The sequence below is a fragment of the Peribacillus saganii genome (assembly GCF_003429095.1).
GTDB classification, from domain to species: domain Bacteria; phylum Bacillota; class Bacilli; order Bacillales; family DSM-1321; genus Peribacillus; species Peribacillus saganii.
Map to the genome: position 1 here is coordinate 78,961 of NZ_QVTE01000008.1, position 17,250 is coordinate 96,210.

Genomic DNA, 17,250 nt, shown 5'->3' on the forward strand with positions numbered 1-17,250 from the left:
AACTCTTTGACAGGGACAGCATACACGACAAAAAACGTCAGCTTTGTGGGGTCGTTGCGGTTTTTGCCGTTCTTCCTGTCAGGTCGTTTAACCACTTTCAAAAACAATTAGGAGGAGCCGAAATGATTGAATTGACAGGCCATTCATTAACATTGAATCAAATAAGAAGGGTTTGCTACGGGGAGGAACCCGTTTCAATTAGCCCTAACAGCATGCGAAAGGTGGAAGAGAGCAGGTCTGCAGTTGAAAAAATAGTTGCTGAAAAACGGACGATTTACGGTATCAATACTGGTTTCGGAAAGTTCAGTGATGTCGTGATCGAAGAAGATGATGTCAATCAGCTTCAGTTAAACCTGATTCGCTCACATGCTTGTGGAGTAGGAGACCCTTTTCCTGAAGTTGTGTCAAGGGCAATGGTCCTGCTCAGACTGAATGCTTTGCTAAAAGGAGTCTCTGGAATAAGGCCGATTATTGCCGAACATCTAGTTAGTTTGTTAAATTGCCGGATTCACCCGGTAATTCCCCAGCAGGGATCATTAGGGGCCTCAGGGGATTTGGCGCCGCTTTCCCATCTTGCACTGGTTATGATAGGTGAAGGCAAAGTGCATTTCAACGGCAAAATATGTTACGCCCAAGAAGCATACAATCAAGAAGGATTAGTTCCAGTCGCCTTGCAGGCAAAAGAGGGGCTTGCGTTAATCAATGGTACCCAGGCTATGACTGCGATGGGTGTAATTAATTGGCTTGAAGCCAGTGAACTTGGATATCAAAGTGAAATGATCGCCGCCCTTACGATGGAGGCTTTGGAAGGGATCATTGACGCCTTTCATCCGGCTATACACGAAGCGCGCGGTTATCCGCAGCAGATAGCGGTTGCCAAGCGCATGCGTGAAATTTTATCAGGAAGCAAGCTGATTACCGGACAGGGAGAGAAGAGGGTACAGGATGCATATTCCCTTCGCTGCATTCCGCAGGTCCATGGAGCTTCGTGGCAGGCTTTTGACTATGTGAAAGAAAAGCTTGAGATAGAGGTAAATGCTGCTACAGATAATCCGTTAATCTTTGATGGAGGAGAAACGGTTATTTCGGGAGGGAATTTCCATGGCCAGCCAATTGCCATTGCGATGGATTTTATGAAAATTGCTGCTGCTGAGTTTGCCAGCATTTCCGAGAGGCGGATTGAAAGGCTGGTTAATCCGCAATTAAATGATTTGCCGCCATTTTTAAGCTCCCAGCCAGGCCTTCAATCTGGAGCAATGATCATGCAATATTGTGCGGCTTCCCTGGTTTCGGAAAACAAGACGCTTGCTCACCCTGCAAGCGTTGATTCCATCCCGTCTTCAGCCAATCAGGAAGATCATGTAAGCATGGGAACGATCGCCGCCCGTCACGCCTATGCCATTATCCAGAATGTCCGAAGAGTACTGGCTATCGAATGCATTTGTGCTTTGCAGGCAGTCCAATATCGGGGAGTAGATAACCTGTCCCCGAGAACAAGGTCATTTTATGAAGAAGCCAGAAAAATAGTCCCGTCCATAACGGAGGATCGTGTATTTTCGGAAGATATTGAAAGGCTGACTGAATGGCTTAAAAAAAATAAGGGGTGCTGGACAGGTTTAATGAATGAAAATCAAGACTATGGAGTGATCGAGAATTCGATATAAAAACTGAATACGAAGGAGACTCAAGGGAATGTGAACAACTTTAAAACATAAAGTCAGGAGAAACAAATGATTAGAAATGCAATAAAAAGGCTTGGAAGAAGAAGCGCTATTAAGGATGATTTATAACAGTCTAAACCCACGGGTTGCTAAAAAAACTGGATTGTGATCTGATCTCGATTATCAGGTTTCCTCATTCTTGGCTTCGGTGACAATCGGAGTTTATATAAGTATCAAATGCCATATTAATTTCACCAGATGCTTCTAATTACTATTTTAGATAAGATATGCACGTATATATTGTAAGCGCTTTAATATTACAATTGACTTTTCGTGGTATTTATTATATAGTCCTATTACAACATTATATTGCGTTACTCTTATCAAGAGAAGCTGAGGGATTTGGCCCTGTGAAGCTTCGGCAGCAGACCTGTAAAGGAACTGTGCTACATCCAACAAGCATTGGCTTGAAAGATAAGAAGAGTGAATTGAAACTGCAGCCTCTTCTTATTAAGAAGGGGTTTTTTTGCGGCCTGAAACGTACATTTAAGTTTATCCTGATGTTTTTGCTTATTTCTTTGAGCAGTTACACTTATCATTTTATAGTGCTTTGCAAAGGCTGCCAATGAGAGTATTATATTATTTTTATATAATGTTTAAGAACTGAAGAGAACAGGTATATTGTTGTTTGAAGATGTTAAAAAGGTACTGTTGAGAAACAGAAAGGAAAATGGATTATGTCAGAATTTAAACATACGGAATTTCGAAAGAATTTGCTTATAGATCGGTTATTATCAGCTGGAGTCTATAAAACGGCGGATGAGAGGCATTTATATGATGCGCCCCTAAAGATACTGGAAGAGGAATATAAGCTGCTTCAAAACAAAAGTGGCAGTTCAAATAATAGCACAGTTATTACATAGTCCGAAATGTTATGTTTACTTCATTCTGCGGCTATAAAAGGTACAAGTTAAAATGTGAGTTTATTACTCTCGTCTGAATAAAAGAGGCGGGAGTTTATTTTTGTTTGGGATGGAACCAATTTAAGTGGGACAGATCGCCTACAATATGAATAGAAATCTAGTCTCGGGATTTGAAGATTATGGCCACAATTGTGAAGTAACTTCCGTATTAATTGAACGAATTTTTATATGGAATTCTGCGTATTAATAAATAACCGGGTTTAATTCAGCCGGAACATTTAAGCAGATGTCATAATCATTTTTATAAAAAAGCATTGAAAATTACTATTGATTCTCCGATAATCATGATACATAGAGAAAAGGGGGATTTCCATGTACACTGTAGAAAAGGGATCTATTGAAGAAGCTTTGCTGCATTTGCAAAACCTTGGGTTAAAGGTGAATGAATTTCAAAAAGACAATAACGCAGTATCTGTGGACTCTTATAAAGAATTACTGGATTACAGTATTTCAGTATTACGCGAAGTTAACAATTACACGGCAAAAATTAAACATATTTTTGAAGGAAATATCTAATTCTGACGGACAAAAATAATAACAATTGAGGGGAACTGGAGTTATCCAGTTCTTTTATTTTAGATAGAAAGCATTCCTCTTTTGTTAAAGTAGATGTCTAGCTGCTTTATTTATAATACGTAAAAAGTTGCTGGGTGCTGAAGTCACAAGGTGGGATTGCCTGAATTACGTTAACCTAAGAGGGGTTGTTTTCTTTTAGATTCGGATTGGGTAAATGATTATCTCGTTTTTCTTTTGTATAATTTAGTAAAATAGCTAAAGAACTTTAAAAAGGATGTGATGGCGTGCAAGGGCTCTTACCTCTAAAGGGACAGCACCATGTTTCGTCTTTAACGGCGAATGCAAGGGAAAATTATCAATTCTATACGAAAACGCTTGGGCTTAGGCTAGTGAAAAAAACGGTAAATCAGGATGATACCTCGGTTTATCATTTGTTTTATGCAGATGAAAGGGGAAATCCGGGTACTGACATAACTTTTTTTGAAATACCGAATTTGGGCCGTACCTATCCTGGGACTAACAGCATTACCTCTGTGTCGCTTCGTGTCGCTTCTGATGAATCACTGCAGTATTGGCAGCAAAGGTTTCAGCTATTAGAAGTTGATCATGATGGAATCACTGAAATTAATGGGCGAGCCTCAATAAGGTTTCGTGATTTTGAAGGGCAGCGCCTTGTCCTTGTGTCTGATGAAAACAATACAGGGGTAAAAGGAGGAACACCGTGGGACAAGAGTCCTGTACCCCGGGAGCATGGTATTCTCGGACTAGGACCGGTTACGTTAACGGTTTCGCGGCCGGAGCGGACAGCAAAGGTTTTAACGCAGATTTTAGGGTATCAGGAAAAGGAGAGCTTTCCATCTTCAACAAATAGAAAGGATCCAGTTCGTGTTTTTGAGACTGGTGAGGGCGGGGCCGGTGCTGCGATTTATCTGGAAGCACGGAGCGATCTTCCGCGTGAAAGACCAGGCAGGGGCAGTGTCCACCATGTCGCATTCCGGGTTGATAATGAAGAAGAATTAAAAAAATGGGTTCAGCTTATCACGGAAAAGGGTTATCCGAATTCTGGATTCGTTGAACGGTATTATTTCCGTTCGCTATATTTCCGGGAACCGAATGGAATATTATTTGAATTGGCGACCGATGGACCGGGATTTGCAAATGATGAGGATTTCGAACATCTCGGTGAGAGCCTTGCGTTGCCTCCGTATTTTGAAAATCAGCGGCAGGCAATTGAAGCGAAATTAAAGCCGCTTGATACCGGGCAGGAATAACTGCCAAAGACAGAGGCTATAAAGTACGCAAAAAATCAGCAGAGACTTTTGCTGGTTTTTGAAAGTACGAAAGCTAAACTGTTTGATGCGAACTCCAGCTCCCAGCAACTTTTTTCTCAGGATAATATAGCTCCGACTTACAGAACAAGGAATGCTTCTGCAGCGTACATCGCAGGAAACGAAGCGTCAGTATTATGAGGATGTGCTAGTGCCGCCATTCCACAGGATGTGGTGATCTTTAGCCGTCCTTTTTTGGCGTCGACGATGGTACTAGACGTGGCGACTTTAGCCGTGAATTGGGTGCTATAGCTTTTCTGATAACCAGATGTCGGCATTTCCGCTTATATATGATTAATAAATCTCGAACGCTCACTGATTATTTTCAATATAAACATTTTATCCTGCTTGCTTAGCATCCGCCAGCTTCCAACCTTTATTTTCATCTTAATCACTCCTTAAAAAGATTTGTAAAGTCATTTATCTAACCAGATTATATAAGGAAATTTTTGTTTAATGTTTTAATCCCCTTATACCGCTTTTTTTTGCAATTGAAACAACAAAAATATCAACAAAGTTTGACGGCATTATTAGATATAAACCGGCATAAAATACTCATCATTAGAGGAAAAGCAATAACAAACTCCCGCTTTCAACATTTTTATAAGTGTAATTTCTATTAATTTGGATTTTTTCTGGAATGAAATAAGCAAATGTGAGGGAAAAATTATGGTAGATGTTTTTACAGAGATAAGCATAAGCTGCCCGCTTAAGACAGTATCGGAATATGCTGCCAATCCTGATAATGCACCTGAATGGTATTTAAACATAAAATCAGCGGAATGGCTAACCCAAAAATCTTTAAAAATCGGTTCTCAAATAGCTTTCAAAGCACAATTTTTAGGACGTGATCTAGCTTATGTCTACGAAATAGTGGAATATGTTCCCGGAGAAAAACTTGTAATGAAAACAGCTGACGGCCCTTTTCCAATGGAAACAACATACACTTGGAAGTATATTGATGACACTTTGACGAAAATGACTTTACAAAATAAAGGAAATCCAACTGGTTTTTCCAGAATTCTAACTCCGTTCATGTCATTGATGATGGAAAAAGCGAACAAAAAAGACCTAAAAAGAATAAAAGCAATTTTGGAATAAAATAGACGTAATAATAAAAGATTAATTGAAAGTGCGTGTTTAAGAAAAATTTTTCTGCATCTCTGCAAGATTAGAATAATCATGTTTATTAATGATTATTATAGGTATAGAAGCTATTAAGGGTATAGTTTCACTTCCTGCTTAGTATCCTGTTTAGTAATTTACACTTCAAATAAAGGAGGTGCTATTATTAAGTACGAGGAAAAGTCGGAAGAACAGTTGACTCAAGAGCTCGGAACGTACTTAACGGATCTTAAAGAGAAGCCAACCATATCCTCTAACCTTGATACGAATGATGAAGAGAAATTTGAGTAATACAGTAAGCACCATGACAAGTGATGCCCGTTTTATAAGGTGTCGCTTTTTTTTTTGCCGAAAAAACAAAAACACTAATGAACCAAGCGGTATTCACCGTTTCCAAAAGATAGCTGGGCTGCCGCAAGATGAACAAGCAGTTGCTGCTAAGAACTGCTTGTTATCTAAATAGCAGAATAAAAAGAGAGCTCAAGAAAGCCCTCTTAAATCCGTTTAGCGCCTAGATATTTTGGTTTCCAATAACTATTGCTCAACGCTGAAATTGTGATACCTTGTGAGGAGCTGGCATGAATGAACTTGCCGCTGCCTACATAGATGCCTGCATGTGAAGCTCCTTTTTTATAGGTAGAGAAGAAGACAACGTCGCCAGGCACTGGTGAAGATACTCTCTTTCCTTTTGTATAAAGAGAGGAAACAGTCCGTGGGATACTCCTGCCAGATTCTTTAAAGGCAGTATATAAGAAGCCGCTGCAATCAAATCCCTTTCTGGAAGTTCCGCCCCATTTATAAGGAACACCTATGTATTTCTTAGCATTGGAAACAACAGCAGTTGATTTTACTGTAGATTTTGCAGCAGCTACTTTCGAGGAGGCAGACCCCTTTAAAGCTCTAACCGTATTTTTACCGGTAATTCCATCAACGGTTAATCTGTATTTCACTTGAAAAGAACGTACGCTGCTGGCCGTTCCTTTTCCGTAAATTCCGTCGATTTTTGATTTATAAAAGCCTTTATGTTTCAATATGGTTTGTAATTCCTTAACATCAGAGTGTCTCATACCCTGCTTCAAAGTCCGGTCTCCAAGTGCCGCATCAGCCATTCCAGGTGTTGCAGATAGTAATAATCCAGCAATTGTAACAGATGCAAAAAGTTTCTTTAACAAATTCTTGTACCCCCGTTAATTATTTCTAAACCATCATAATTGAAATTGTATAACCGGGTCATCACAGGGACATTACAATTATATTACACTACTTTCCGAGCGGATAAATATATGGCCTTTTGCCAAGAAAAGACTGTACGCTTATTTTCATTTCAGATTTTAACGACTTCAGCGAGTTCCAGCTTAATGCGGGGGATGATTACGGCATCAGACATTGACTGGAATTGAGGTGTTGCGTTTTATGAGTGAACAAGGGCTTACCTGTCTTTTTCTTAACAGGCTTGCATTTTTCGAAACGATCACAATAAATCTACTTTTTATTCATTATACAAATTAAAAACGTAACTTTATTCTTATAGTGGTAATTTACGTTTATTATTATATTTTTTTGTTAATTCTTCAGGCGGTAAGGGTTTAGCCGTAATTGTTATAAGAGTATCTACTAAATAAATAACAGGGTGAAAATATGGAAGAACAATTGATTCAGTGGTTTTCTGATAGCGGATGGTTTGCGGCAGCAGTGGTTAGTATGATTGTTAATATATTAATCAGCCTGCTTGGAATTATCCCAAGTGTGTTTTTGACTGCAGCCAATATTAGCTTTTTTGGTTTTACGAATGGCCTTGTGATTTCAATATTAGGGGAAGCATTCGGTGCCATTATAAGTTTTTATTTATACAGAAAAGGCATAAAGAAATTTTTGCCGATGTCTGAAAAGAAGCACCGTATCTTAAGAAGATTACAAGAAAGCAGAGGATCGGAAGCATTCCTATTAATTATTGCACTTAGGATATTTCCCTTGATTCCATCGGGATTCGTTACATTGGCCGGAGCACTAAGCCGTGTGAACCTGCTGCCATTTTCGGCAGCCAGCACAATCGGAAAAATTCCGGCATTGCTAATTGAAGCCTATTCTGTAAAAGAAATTCTTGACTTTGGTTTTGAAGGGAAAATAATATTAACGATTTTATCTATCGTTCTCATTTTTTTCTTAGTAAGAAATGGATTGAAAAATGATGGTTAGCAGAAGTGCTTTAATAAACTAGCGATCGTTGAAAATAATTAATGATAGTAACCTGAGGGCTGCTTGCATAATTGATAACAAAAATATTAGTGTGAAATATGGTATAAATGGTTTAATATGTAATTAATTATTTTGTTGATTGGGGATATAGCCCAGGTATGAGGAAATCTTGCAATTATCAGAAGGTTCCAGGGGTGGTTGCAATTCACATTACTGAAAGTTAACATAGCCTGCGAATTTATTTGATAAAAATTGGGGTGAATTTAATGGAGAATACTATATGGAGAGAGGATACTGACGAATATAAGTTAAAACCATTAACAGCTGAAATGGTAAAAAAAGCAGAAGAAGAACTGAAAATAAAGTTGCCAGAGTCCTACATAAAAATTCTTAAAGAACAAAACGGAGGATATATCAAATTTGATGCACATCCTTCTGATACACCAAATTCTTGGGCTGATGACCACGTAAATGTAGAACATATACTTGGTATAGGCGAAGAAGATGGTATATTGGAGAGCTCATATTTAATAGAGGAATGGGATTTACCTGATAATGTGGTTCTAATCTCTGGAGATGGACATAGTTGGATTGCTCTTGATTATCGAAAAACAAAAGAAGAACCTCCTGTAATATTTATTGATACTGATAGTGAACAAATTTTTGAACTGGCCCCTAATTTCCATTCATTTTTAAATGGTTTAACCATTTGGGAAGACGACATGGATTTGGATGAACCTCCTGAACCAAAGAAAAAAGGCTTTTTTGGTCGGTTTTTTGGGAAGTGATTTAAGAGAATTTGGTGCGTTCACAGTTAGTTTATTTTAAATGGCGAACCAATGTCCCAAGTAAACAAAAAAAGTAAAATAGACGGCATATATTAGAAATTTCTAATAGGTGCCGTCCTTTTATTTCGAGCTTGCGGTCGGATGCAGCTATTGTATGCATTCTTCCTTTATTGAGGGGGCTTAAGGTTTTCCTTATCGTTTGTTTACTTTTTCTAATCTTAAAATAAACATTTGTTGCTTGCCGTATAACAATTCTAAGTTTATGCAGCAGCTATTTGACGGCATTTTTCTGCACATCGGAAGCACGCTGCCGCGCAATTCTGGCAGTGGCTGTGATCATGCTGTTTGCATTCGTTGCCGCATGACTCACAAATGTCAGCGCAAAGACGGCAAATCTGCTGTGCAAACGGACTGTTGGTCTGCATTGCTTTGACAGCATAGGCACAAATATCGGCACATTCCCTATCTAAACGAATACATTCTGTCATCATGTTCACATGCTCTTCGTTCAAACATGCATCAAAGCAATTGTTGCATGCCTCCAGACATTCCAAACAAGCTTTTATACAATCCTGATAGCGTGAATTCATTTTATTACCTCCAGAAAATTCTGTATCCATTACTCTTTACCCAGGAAAAAAGTATATTAACTTATTATTAACATCTCAATAGCATCTGTAGAAACATTCTGTAGCTGGCGCGCTTTTTAAATGTCGAGTATGCTGCAACGATCTGGGGCTATAAGGGGACCTTAAAGGGTAAACGTATGATTTTCTGGTGAGAATAAAAACCAACAATTAGAAATAATCCAAGCACTGGTCCATAGCATCATCCGTTTCTTATTGGTTATTGATAAGATCTCCGTCAAGAATTAGGAATCATTGATGAAAACTTGAAATTAATAAGAAAATGCGAGAAGGAAAAGTGATGTAAAAATTTAATTACAATCAGGATTTTATTAATTAAATATTGGCATACCCTACCTGGGTATGATACGATTTTCATGAAGGAGGCGGGGAAAATGTCTTTGGACTTTGATAAAGAAGAATCTTTGGCTGAAGAATGTTGTTCCAGTGAAGTAAGCGACAGAAAGAGCCACCATTCTGATAAAGTTAAAAAGAACCTGGTCACCCGGCTGAATCGCATAGAAGGACAAATTCGCGGTATTAAAGGTTTAATTGAAAAGGACACCTACTGCGATGATGTTATTACCCAAATATCGGCTACACAGTCCGCCCTAAATAGTGTGGCTAAACTCTTGCTCGAGGGCCATATGAAAAGCTGTGTAGTGGAAAGAATTCAAGAAGGCGACCTTGAAGTGCTTGATGAGGTGCTTTTAACTGTTCAAAAATTAATGAAAAAATAATGGAGGGGATTCATTGTGGAAAATGTAACTTTAAATGTAAGCGGCATGTCTTGTGGACACTGTGTCAAAGCTATTGAAGGCAGTGTTGGAGAATTAACAGGCGTTCAAAAGGTTTCTGTTGATTTGGAAAATGGTAAAGTCAATATCGAATTCGATTCCAATGCAGTGACACTGGATCAAATAAAAGAAACAATCGACGACCAAGGCTATGACGTAGCATAAGGAGTTAATTGGACAGAACGTGGCTTTGATGTGCACGTTCTGTTTTTTATTTTCCAAATTTATTCAGCCAAAAAATTTTGTAAAAGGGAAAAGTTTGATTGACATATACGGTAGAGGGGTATAGTATATGTGTATAGAGATAATCTTTCCAATAGGAGAGTGACCAAGATGAGCGAGGCTGATTTAAAAGAAATCCATGTCCCTATTTCAGGTATGACTTGTGCAGCATGCGCAACCCGAATTGAAAAGGGCTTAAATAAGCTCGAAGGCGTGGAAACCGCGAATGTAAATTTGGTCTTGGAAAAGGCAACTGTCAAATATCATCCTGATAAAACTACAGTTGATGCTTTCGAGAAAAAAATCACAGATTTAGGTTATGGCGTTGTGATCGAAAAGGTTGAACTTGACTTAGTCGGCATGACCTGTGCGGCTTGTGCAGCCCGAATTGAAAAAGGCTTGAACAAGCTTGAAGGCGTCAAAAATGCTACTGTTAATCTAGCCTTGGAAACAGGAACAATTGAATATACTCCTTCTCAAGTTTCAGTACAGGATTTGATTCAAAAGGTCGAGAAAATTGGCTATCAGGCAAAGTTAAAACAAGAAAAAGGAAAAACAGAAGATTTACGCTCAAAGGAAATTGAAAAGCAAAAAGGAAAATTCCTTTTTTCATTGATTCTCTCCCTTCCGTTATTATGGGCAATGGTGGGACATTTTGAATTAACTTCATTTATATATGTACCTGAAATGTTTATGAATCCATGGGTTCAATTCGCACTTGCAACCCCAGTTCAATTTATCATTGGCAAACAGTTTTATGTGGGGGCTTACAAAGCACTTCGGAATAAAAGTGCCAATATGGACGTATTAGTCGCATTGGGAACCTCTGCAGCGTATTTTTACAGTCTATATCAATCAATCCTGGCAATAGGGACCAATGCCCATTCAGTGGAATTGTATTATGAAACAAGCTCCGTACTGATAACTTTGATTATCCTCGGGAAATTGTTTGAAGCCCGTGCCAAGGGGCGTTCTTCAGAAGCAATTAAGAAATTAATGGGACTTCAAGCGAAAACAGCTACTGTATACCGCGACGGACAGGAACTTAACATCCCGCTGGAAGAAGTAGTTACCGGCGACGTTGTTTATATAAAACCGGGTGAAAAGGTTCCGGTAGACGGAGAAATAATCGAAGGCCGTTCTGCTATGGATGAGTCAATGTTAACAGGGGAAAGTGTACCAGTTGACAAAACAGTTGGAGATTCTGTTATAGGTGCAACCATAAATAAGAATGGTTTCTTGAAAATGAAAGCAACTAAAGTAGGAAAAGATACAGCACTGGCGCAAATTATTAAAGTGGTTGAGGAAGCTCAAGGTTCTAAAGCCCCTATCCAGAGGGTTGCGGATCAAATTTCTGGTATTTTTGTACCAATCGTTGTGGGTATTGCTGTTTTTACGTTTTTGATATGGTATCTATGGGTGAGTCCAGGCGAATTTGCCGTAGCCCTTGAGAAACTGATAGCTGTTCTAGTGATTGCCTGCCCTTGTGCGCTCGGACTGGCAACACCAACATCTATTATGGCTGGGTCTGGCCGTGCTGCAGAATATGGCGTTCTTTTTAAAGGCGGGGAACATCTTGAAATGACGCACCGCATTACAACAGTTGTTTTGGATAAAACAGGTACAGTCACAAATGGCAAGCCGGTGCTGACTGATGTTATTATTGATCGAGATATGGATGATGAAACACTTCTTAGCCTTATAGGAGCTGCGGAAAAGCAATCCGAGCATCCGCTGGCCGAGGCGATAGTACAAGGAATTAAAGATAGAAATATTGAGATACCGGATGTTCAGGCATTTGAAGCCATTCCAGGGCACGGAATCAAGGCAAATGTTAAAGGTCACGAGCTGTTAATTGGCACAAGAAGATTGATGAGCAAATACGAGATTGCAGTTGAATCTGTTAACAGTAAGATGGAAAATCTTGAGGATAATGGGAAAACAGCTATGCTTGTTGCAGCGGATGGACAGCTCGTCGGTATCGTAGCAGTAGCTGACACTGTAAAGGAAAGTTCAAGAGAAGCAATCAATCGCCTGAAAGATGCAGGACTTGAAGTAATCATGATGACAGGTGACAACAAACGGACAGCTCAATCAATTGCAAATGAAGTGGGAATCGATATCGCCATTGCTGAAGTTCTTCCTGAAGGAAAGGCTGATGAAGTTAAGAAGCTGCAAGCACAAGGAAAACATGTGGCTATGGTTGGTGATGGAATCAATGACGCACCAGCCCTTGCTATGGCTGATATTGGAATGGCAATTGGCACAGGAACAGATGTCGCAATGGAAGCAGCCGATATCACCCTTATGAGAGGAAATCTAAATAGTATTGCAGACGCAATCCTAATGAGCAAAAAGACGATTCGCAATATAAAGCAAAACCTTTTCTGGGCATTGGCCTACAATTCTCTTGGAATCCCAATAGCAGCAATGGGATTCCTTGAACCGTGGCTCGCAGGAGCGGCGATGGCATTCAGTTCTGTGTCTGTTGTGCTGAATGCGCTTCGTTTACAGCGGGTGAAGTTAAGCGAAAATATGAGCTAGATGGTATTTGGCAATTTAAATAATATATCAGTACAACGCTTGGTCAAGACCAGGCGTTTTTTTTATGGTGCTTCCGAAATCTATTTGAAGATTAAATCCCCCTCGATCTATCGGTAGTTATACTTCCTTTTTCAGTTTTGGCAAGTGACTTTCCGGTTTTGCACAGTAAAATCAAAACTACTGTTGACTAGATGCTTTCCAAAGGATTTTTTTTTGTAAAAAGGCATCTGAGTAAGCAGATCTTGAAACAACAAAAAAACGCATAAAATCATGCGTTTTTTGTGAAAAATTTAAACTTCCGCACCTGTAGTTTTAGCTGACTCCTTCACCATTTCCAGGAATAATTCCAAGAAGCGGGTATCGTTTGTCAATTCCGGATGGAAGGCGCTGACAAGAATATGGTCTTGTTTAGCGGCAACAATTTTATCCCTGTAAGTAGCTAAAACTTCAACTTGTGGACCGGCACTTTCAGCGTACGGCGCCCTTATGAAAACAGCAGGGAATGGTTCAGCCAGTCCTTTTACAGGAAGGTCAGTCTCAAAGCTTTCAACCTGGCGGCCAAAGGCATTGCGGGTTACATTAATATCCATCAGCTTGAGATGAGCATCATCCGAGCCGTTCAGCTTATCTGCAACAAGCACCATTCCTGCGCATGTTCCAAATATCGGCTTCTTTTTGCTTGAAAAATCCTTTACTGGATCAATAAAACCATATAAGTTCATCAAGTTTCTTATGGCTGTACTTTCACCGCCTGGAATGATTAAACCATCAATTTCTTCCAGCTGTTCAGCTTTTTTTACAAGGACACCTTTAAACCCGGCCGCTTCGATTTGCTTAATGTGCTCGGAAACAGCACCCTGCAAGCCCAAAACACCTATTGTCAGCATATTACCACCCGCGCTCCTGCATGCGGTCAGATTGCTGAAGCTTGGATATTTCAAGTCCTCTCATTGGAGTACCCAGTTCCTTGGAAAGGTCGCCGATTAATTTGTAGTCTGTATAGTATGTAGTAGCCTGTACAATTGCTTTCGCAAATTTTTCAGGATTATCGGATTTGAAAATACCGGAGCCAACGAAAACTCCATCTGCGCCAAGTTCCATCATAAGAGCAGCATCAGCAGGTGTAGCTACACCGCCGGCAGCAAAGTTAACAACCGGAAGGCGTCCTTCGCGTTTAATTTGAAGCAGGATTTCATAAGGTGCCCCAAGAATCTTTGCTTCGGTCATGATTTCATCATCGTTCATCGAAACAAGGCGGCGGACCTGTGCATTCACCTGGCGCATATGGCGAACAGCTTCAACGATGTTTCCTGTTCCAGGCTCGCCCTTTGTGCGAAGCATGGATGCTCCTTCGCCAAGACGGCGTGCAGCTTCCCCTAAATCGCGGCATCCGCAAACGAATGGAACGGTAAATGCGCTTTTCAATAGGTGGTACTCTTCATCTGCTGGAGTTAAAACTTCACTTTCATCGATATAATCAACGCCCATTGCTTCCAGTACGCGTGCTTCGACAATGTGCCCGATACGAGCCTTTGCCATTACCGGAATAGACACAGCGTTCATCACTTCTTCTACAATACGTGGATCAGCCATTCTTGCTACTCCGCCAGCTGCACGGATATCAGATGGAACGCGTTCTAGTGCCATAACCGCGACTGCTCCAGCTTCTTCAGCAATTTTTGCCTGCTCGGCATTTATTACATCCATAATGACGCCGCCTTTTTGCATAGCAGCCATACCTCTTTTTACAGCCTCTGTTCCTAAAGCTCTTTCCATTTTTATCACCCTGACCTTATTTTTTTAACATACTAATTTCTGAAGCTAGCTCAGTTCTGCCGCGCTGAAATGTTAATCTCGAAGCGCCGGCAATCTTCATTGCTTTTACTTTTCTTCTTGTAAATTTAGTATATGTTTTTTACTATAAAAACAAACAGACTCCATTGAAAGTGTCAGTTTTAATAAAAATGATGGTGTCAGTTTTCAGGAGGCGATGAAATAGTGGATATGCTCTCATGTGATTTGGACCGCACGAATGAAATTCCGCTTTATGAACAGCTTTATTTATACATAAAAAGAGAAATTATTGAAGGAAGGCTTCATTATCAAACGAAACTGCCCTCAAAACGAAAATTGGCTGATTTTTTGGAAATAAGCCAGAACACTGTGGAAGCCGCATACGAGCAGTTAACTTCAGAAGGATATCTGGAAGTACTACCGCGGAAGGGCTATTTCGTAATGGCATCGGAAGACCTGGAATATGTGGGAAAGCTGGATGTTCCAATAAAAACCGACAATGTTAAAAATGAATCATTTCGCTATCATTTTCATCCAAGCATTATTGATACAGCAGGTTTTCCCTTCCAGCAATGGCGGAAGTACGCAAAAAATGTTATGGATGAGCGGAATAGCGATTTGCTGCTGTTAGGTGAACCGCAGGGAGAATTTGAGCTGCGCACGGAAATTGCAGATTATTTATATCATGCCAGAGGGGTCAAGTGTTCCCCTGAACAAATCGTACTTGGAGCAGGCATTGAAATTCTGCTGCAGCAGCTTGTTTTATTATGGGATGCTAAAACCAAATATGGAGTGGAAGATCCGGGGTATCATTTAATCCCCAGAATAATGAAAACATATGGAAGGGATCTTTATCCGCTCCAGGTTGACAATTCTGGAGTCAAGGTTTCAGAAATAGCACGCGCAGGAATTGATGTTGTTTATGTAACGCCTTCTAGGCATTTTCCGTACGGTACAATTCTTTCGGTGAACCGGCGGAACAAATTGTTAAATTGGGCAGCAGAAGCAGATGGCCGTTATATTATTGAAGATGATTATGACAGTGAATATCGCTATAGCGGCAAATCAATTCCTTCTTTGCAGAGTATGGACCAAAAAGGAAAAGTTATTTACATGGGTTCTTTTTCGAAATCGCTGATGCCTTCCATCCGGATCAGCTATATGGTCCTTCCGCATCAACTGATGGAACGATTTCGCTCTGAATTATCATTCAACAATTCCAGCGTTTCAAGGATGGATCAGCATATTCTCGCACAGTTTATGAGGCATGGAGATTTTGGAAAGCATTTAAATCGGATGAGGAAAATCTATCGGCGAAAATTAGAAAAAATAACTGAAATGCTTAAACACTATGCTGATAAAATCCAAGTCATTGGTGAGAACTCTGGCTTGCACATCGTGCTTGTCGTACAAAATGGATTGGATGAAACACTTTTAGTTAAAAAGGCAGAAACGGCAAATATCCGGGTCTACCCATTATCGCAGTACACGTTTGAAAAAAAATACGAAGGGCCGCCGCAAATTATTTTAGGGTTTGCCGGAATACCTGAAGAGGATTTAGACGATGCGATTACGTCTTTAATGAAAAGCTGGGGTATTTAATTAGGGACCAATTCCTTAATGAAAACCTAAGTCAAGTTATATAATCTATGCTGGCTGAATCATTCAAACAAATGTATTAGGCGTTTCAGATATTCCCCTGCCCCCTTTCTTGTTTCAACCGGTAAAACATGGATGTTACTAAATAGCTCTATCCGGGAATAAATGGTCTTAAACAAGCATAAGAGGAGATTTAGGATGAATAAACTGGCGATTAGCCTGCTGTTGCTAATAGGAATAGCGACGGTTTGGTTTTATCAAGAAATGCAGAGGACAAACAACCATCCTGTGGTCATAGCCTTTGGAGATTCTTTGACCGAAGGATTTGGAGATATTCACGGGGAAGGGTATATTGATGGGCTAGAGAAGGAGCTGAATTCCCAGGAAGGCCACCAGCCATACAGGATTTGGAATTATGGAATTGTTGGCCAGGAGAGCTCAGGTGTACTTAAACAGCTTAACGATACACGGATTGTTTCCAAACTGGGTGAGGCCGAACATTTTATAGTATTTATCGGCACTAACGATTTACTCCATAACAACGGCGGCGATTTTGCTCCACTCAATGAAAAGAAGATTAAGGAGGGCAAAGACCAATATGTTGAGAACTTAAAAAAAATCCTTTCCATATTGCAAAATGAAAACATCCAGGCGAAAATAGCTGTTCTCGGACTTTATAATCCATATCCTGATGACAAGGAAATTGAAAAGGAAATCGATAAGTGGAACCATACAACACAGCAACTTATTAAAAACAATGAAAGAATCACATACGTTCCGACCAATGATTTATTCAAAAATAAATATAAAAGTAAATATTTTAGTGACTCTCTGCACCTAAACGAAAAAGGATACAAAATTATTTCCAGACGCATTATGGAACGGTATGATTTCGGAGTTTAGCAGAATGAAAGGTTATTCCGTGAAAATCCGGATCATTCCGCGATGATAAAATTAATTTCCTGAAGATAAAATTAATACCGTGAGAAATCCGGATCATTCCGTGAAGATATTATAACCATTTTCGTAAAATCAAATTAATTTCGTAAAAGGTTGCCAGGTTAATTAAAA

Annotated in this window: 16 protein-coding genes and 1 riboswitch; of the genes, 12 read left to right on the top strand and 4 right to left on the bottom strand. The window is 39.8% G+C overall.

Going from position 1 to position 17,250, the window contains the following annotated elements; all coding sequences use genetic code 11:
• Nucleotides 1-122 precede the first annotated feature (122 nt).
• From hutH to D0469_RS03105, 5 genes are all read left to right on the top strand, one after another.
• Nucleotides 123-1,664, top strand: coding sequence for a histidine ammonia-lyase (gene hutH, locus D0469_RS03085; RefSeq protein WP_117325175.1), 1,542 nt, complete (start codon nt 123-125; stop codon nt 1,662-1,664).
• A gap of 374 nt (nt 1,665-2,038) precedes the next feature.
• Nucleotides 2,039-2,142, top strand: a riboswitch (SAM riboswitch).
• A gap of 256 nt (nt 2,143-2,398) precedes the next feature.
• Nucleotides 2,399-2,584, top strand: coding sequence for a Fur-regulated basic protein FbpA (locus D0469_RS03090; protein ID WP_117325176.1), 186 nt, complete (start codon nt 2,399-2,401; stop codon nt 2,582-2,584).
• A 372-nt stretch (nt 2,585-2,956) separates the two neighbouring features.
• Nucleotides 2,957-3,160 carry a hypothetical protein gene (locus tag D0469_RS03095; RefSeq protein WP_117325177.1) on the top strand — a complete coding sequence of 68 codons (204 nt, stop codon included), beginning with the start codon at nt 2,957-2,959 and terminating at the stop codon, nt 3,158-3,160.
• A gap of 284 nt (nt 3,161-3,444) precedes the next feature.
• Nucleotides 3,445-4,431: a ring-cleaving dioxygenase gene (locus tag D0469_RS03100; RefSeq protein WP_117325178.1), complete on the top strand. Its 987-nt coding sequence runs from the start codon at nt 3,445-3,447 to the stop codon at nt 4,429-4,431.
• A 726-nt stretch (nt 4,432-5,157) separates the two neighbouring features.
• Nucleotides 5,158-5,589 (top strand): SRPBCC family protein, encoded by a 432-nt coding sequence (locus tag D0469_RS03105; RefSeq protein ID WP_117325179.1) that lies wholly within the window; start codon nt 5,158-5,160, stop codon nt 5,587-5,589.
• A gap of 518 nt (nt 5,590-6,107) precedes the next feature.
• Here D0469_RS03105 and D0469_RS03110 read toward each other — a convergent pair.
• A complete protein-coding gene (locus D0469_RS03110; protein WP_407675720.1) occupies nt 6,108-6,785 on the bottom strand; it encodes a C40 family peptidase in 678 nt (225 codons plus the stop codon).
• Between the two features lie 466 nt (nt 6,786-7,251).
• On the opposite strand from D0469_RS03110, the gene D0469_RS03115 reads away from it, so the two are divergent.
• Both D0469_RS03115 and D0469_RS03120 read left to right on the top strand, forming a co-directional pair.
• Nucleotides 7,252-7,809, top strand: coding sequence for a TVP38/TMEM64 family protein (locus tag D0469_RS03115; protein ID WP_117325180.1), 558 nt, complete (start codon nt 7,252-7,254; stop codon nt 7,807-7,809).
• A gap of 266 nt (nt 7,810-8,075) precedes the next feature.
• A complete protein-coding gene (locus D0469_RS03120) occupies nt 8,076-8,597 on the top strand; it encodes an SMI1/KNR4 family protein (protein WP_117325181.1) in 522 nt (173 codons plus the stop codon).
• A gap of 260 nt (nt 8,598-8,857) precedes the next feature.
• On the opposite strand, the gene D0469_RS03125 is transcribed toward D0469_RS03120, so the two are convergent.
• Nucleotides 8,858-9,187, bottom strand: a complete 330-nt coding sequence (locus D0469_RS03125) for a four-helix bundle copper-binding protein (RefSeq protein ID WP_117325182.1) — start codon at nt 9,185-9,187, stop codon at nt 8,858-8,860.
• A 431-nt stretch (nt 9,188-9,618) separates the two neighbouring features.
• On the opposite strand from D0469_RS03125, the gene D0469_RS03130 reads away from it, so the two are divergent.
• From D0469_RS03130 to D0469_RS03140, 3 genes are all read left to right on the top strand, one after another.
• On the top strand, nt 9,619-9,963 hold the full coding sequence (locus D0469_RS03130) for a metal-sensitive transcriptional regulator (protein ID WP_117325183.1): 345 nt from the start codon (nt 9,619-9,621) through the stop codon (nt 9,961-9,963).
• A gap of 15 nt (nt 9,964-9,978) precedes the next feature.
• On the top strand, nt 9,979-10,185 hold the full coding sequence (gene copZ, locus D0469_RS03135; RefSeq protein WP_117325184.1) for a copper chaperone CopZ: 207 nt from the start codon (nt 9,979-9,981) through the stop codon (nt 10,183-10,185).
• Between the two features lie 168 nt (nt 10,186-10,353).
• Nucleotides 10,354-12,786 carry a heavy metal translocating P-type ATPase gene (locus D0469_RS03140; RefSeq protein WP_117325185.1) on the top strand — a complete coding sequence of 811 codons (2,433 nt, stop codon included), beginning with the start codon at nt 10,354-10,356 and terminating at the stop codon, nt 12,784-12,786.
• Between the two features lie 290 nt (nt 12,787-13,076).
• Here D0469_RS03140 and pdxT read toward each other — a convergent pair whose 3' ends face one another.
• The gene (gene pdxT, locus D0469_RS03145) at nt 13,077-13,673 is read right to left on the bottom strand and encodes a pyridoxal 5'-phosphate synthase glutaminase subunit PdxT (RefSeq protein WP_142919152.1); all 597 of its coding nucleotides are present in this window, start codon (nt 13,671-13,673) and stop codon (nt 13,077-13,079) included.
• 1 nt (nt 13,674) lies between these two features.
• Nucleotides 13,675-14,562 (bottom strand): pyridoxal 5'-phosphate synthase lyase subunit PdxS, encoded by an 888-nt coding sequence (gene pdxS, locus D0469_RS03150; protein WP_117325186.1) that lies wholly within the window; start codon nt 14,560-14,562, stop codon nt 13,675-13,677.
• A 222-nt stretch (nt 14,563-14,784) separates the two neighbouring features.
• Between pdxS and pdxR the strand changes: the two genes are divergently transcribed.
• Both pdxR and D0469_RS03160 read left to right on the top strand, forming a co-directional pair.
• Complete coding sequence (gene pdxR, locus D0469_RS03155) at nt 14,785-16,182, top strand: MocR-like pyridoxine biosynthesis transcription factor PdxR (RefSeq protein ID WP_117325187.1); 1,398 nt, start codon at nt 14,785-14,787, stop codon at nt 16,180-16,182.
• A gap of 195 nt (nt 16,183-16,377) precedes the next feature.
• The gene (locus tag D0469_RS03160; RefSeq protein WP_158553332.1) at nt 16,378-17,082 is read left to right on the top strand and encodes a DUF459 domain-containing protein; all 705 of its coding nucleotides are present in this window, start codon (nt 16,378-16,380) and stop codon (nt 17,080-17,082) included.
• The last annotated feature ends 168 nt before the right edge of the window (nt 17,083-17,250 follow it).

Coding starts and splice junctions, on each gene's coding strand:
- hutH (WP_117325175.1), top strand. CDS start 123: ATGATTGAATTGACAGGCCATTCATTAACATTGAATCAAATAAGAAGG.
- D0469_RS03090 (WP_117325176.1), top strand. CDS start 2,399: ATGTCAGAATTTAAACATACGGAATTTCGAAAGAATTTGCTTATAGAT.
- D0469_RS03095 (WP_117325177.1), top strand. CDS start 2,957: ATGTACACTGTAGAAAAGGGATCTATTGAAGAAGCTTTGCTGCATTTG.
- D0469_RS03105 (WP_117325179.1), top strand. CDS start 5,158: ATGGTAGATGTTTTTACAGAGATAAGCATAAGCTGCCCGCTTAAGACA.
- D0469_RS03115 (WP_117325180.1), top strand. CDS start 7,252: ATGGAAGAACAATTGATTCAGTGGTTTTCTGATAGCGGATGGTTTGCG.
- D0469_RS03120 (WP_117325181.1), top strand. CDS start 8,076: ATGGAGAATACTATATGGAGAGAGGATACTGACGAATATAAGTTAAAA.
- D0469_RS03125 (WP_117325182.1), bottom strand. CDS start 9,187: ATGAATTCACGCTATCAGGATTGTATAAAAGCTTGTTTGGAATGTCTG.
- D0469_RS03130 (WP_117325183.1), top strand. CDS start 9,619: ATGTCTTTGGACTTTGATAAAGAAGAATCTTTGGCTGAAGAATGTTGT.
- D0469_RS03140 (WP_117325185.1), top strand. CDS start 10,354: ATGAGCGAGGCTGATTTAAAAGAAATCCATGTCCCTATTTCAGGTATG.
- pdxT (WP_142919152.1), bottom strand. CDS start 13,673: ATGCTGACAATAGGTGTTTTGGGCTTGCAGGGTGCTGTTTCCGAGCAC.
- pdxS (WP_117325186.1), bottom strand. CDS start 14,562: ATGGAAAGAGCTTTAGGAACAGAGGCTGTAAAAAGAGGTATGGCTGCT.
- D0469_RS03160 (WP_158553332.1), top strand. CDS start 16,378: ATGAATAAACTGGCGATTAGCCTGCTGTTGCTAATAGGAATAGCGACG.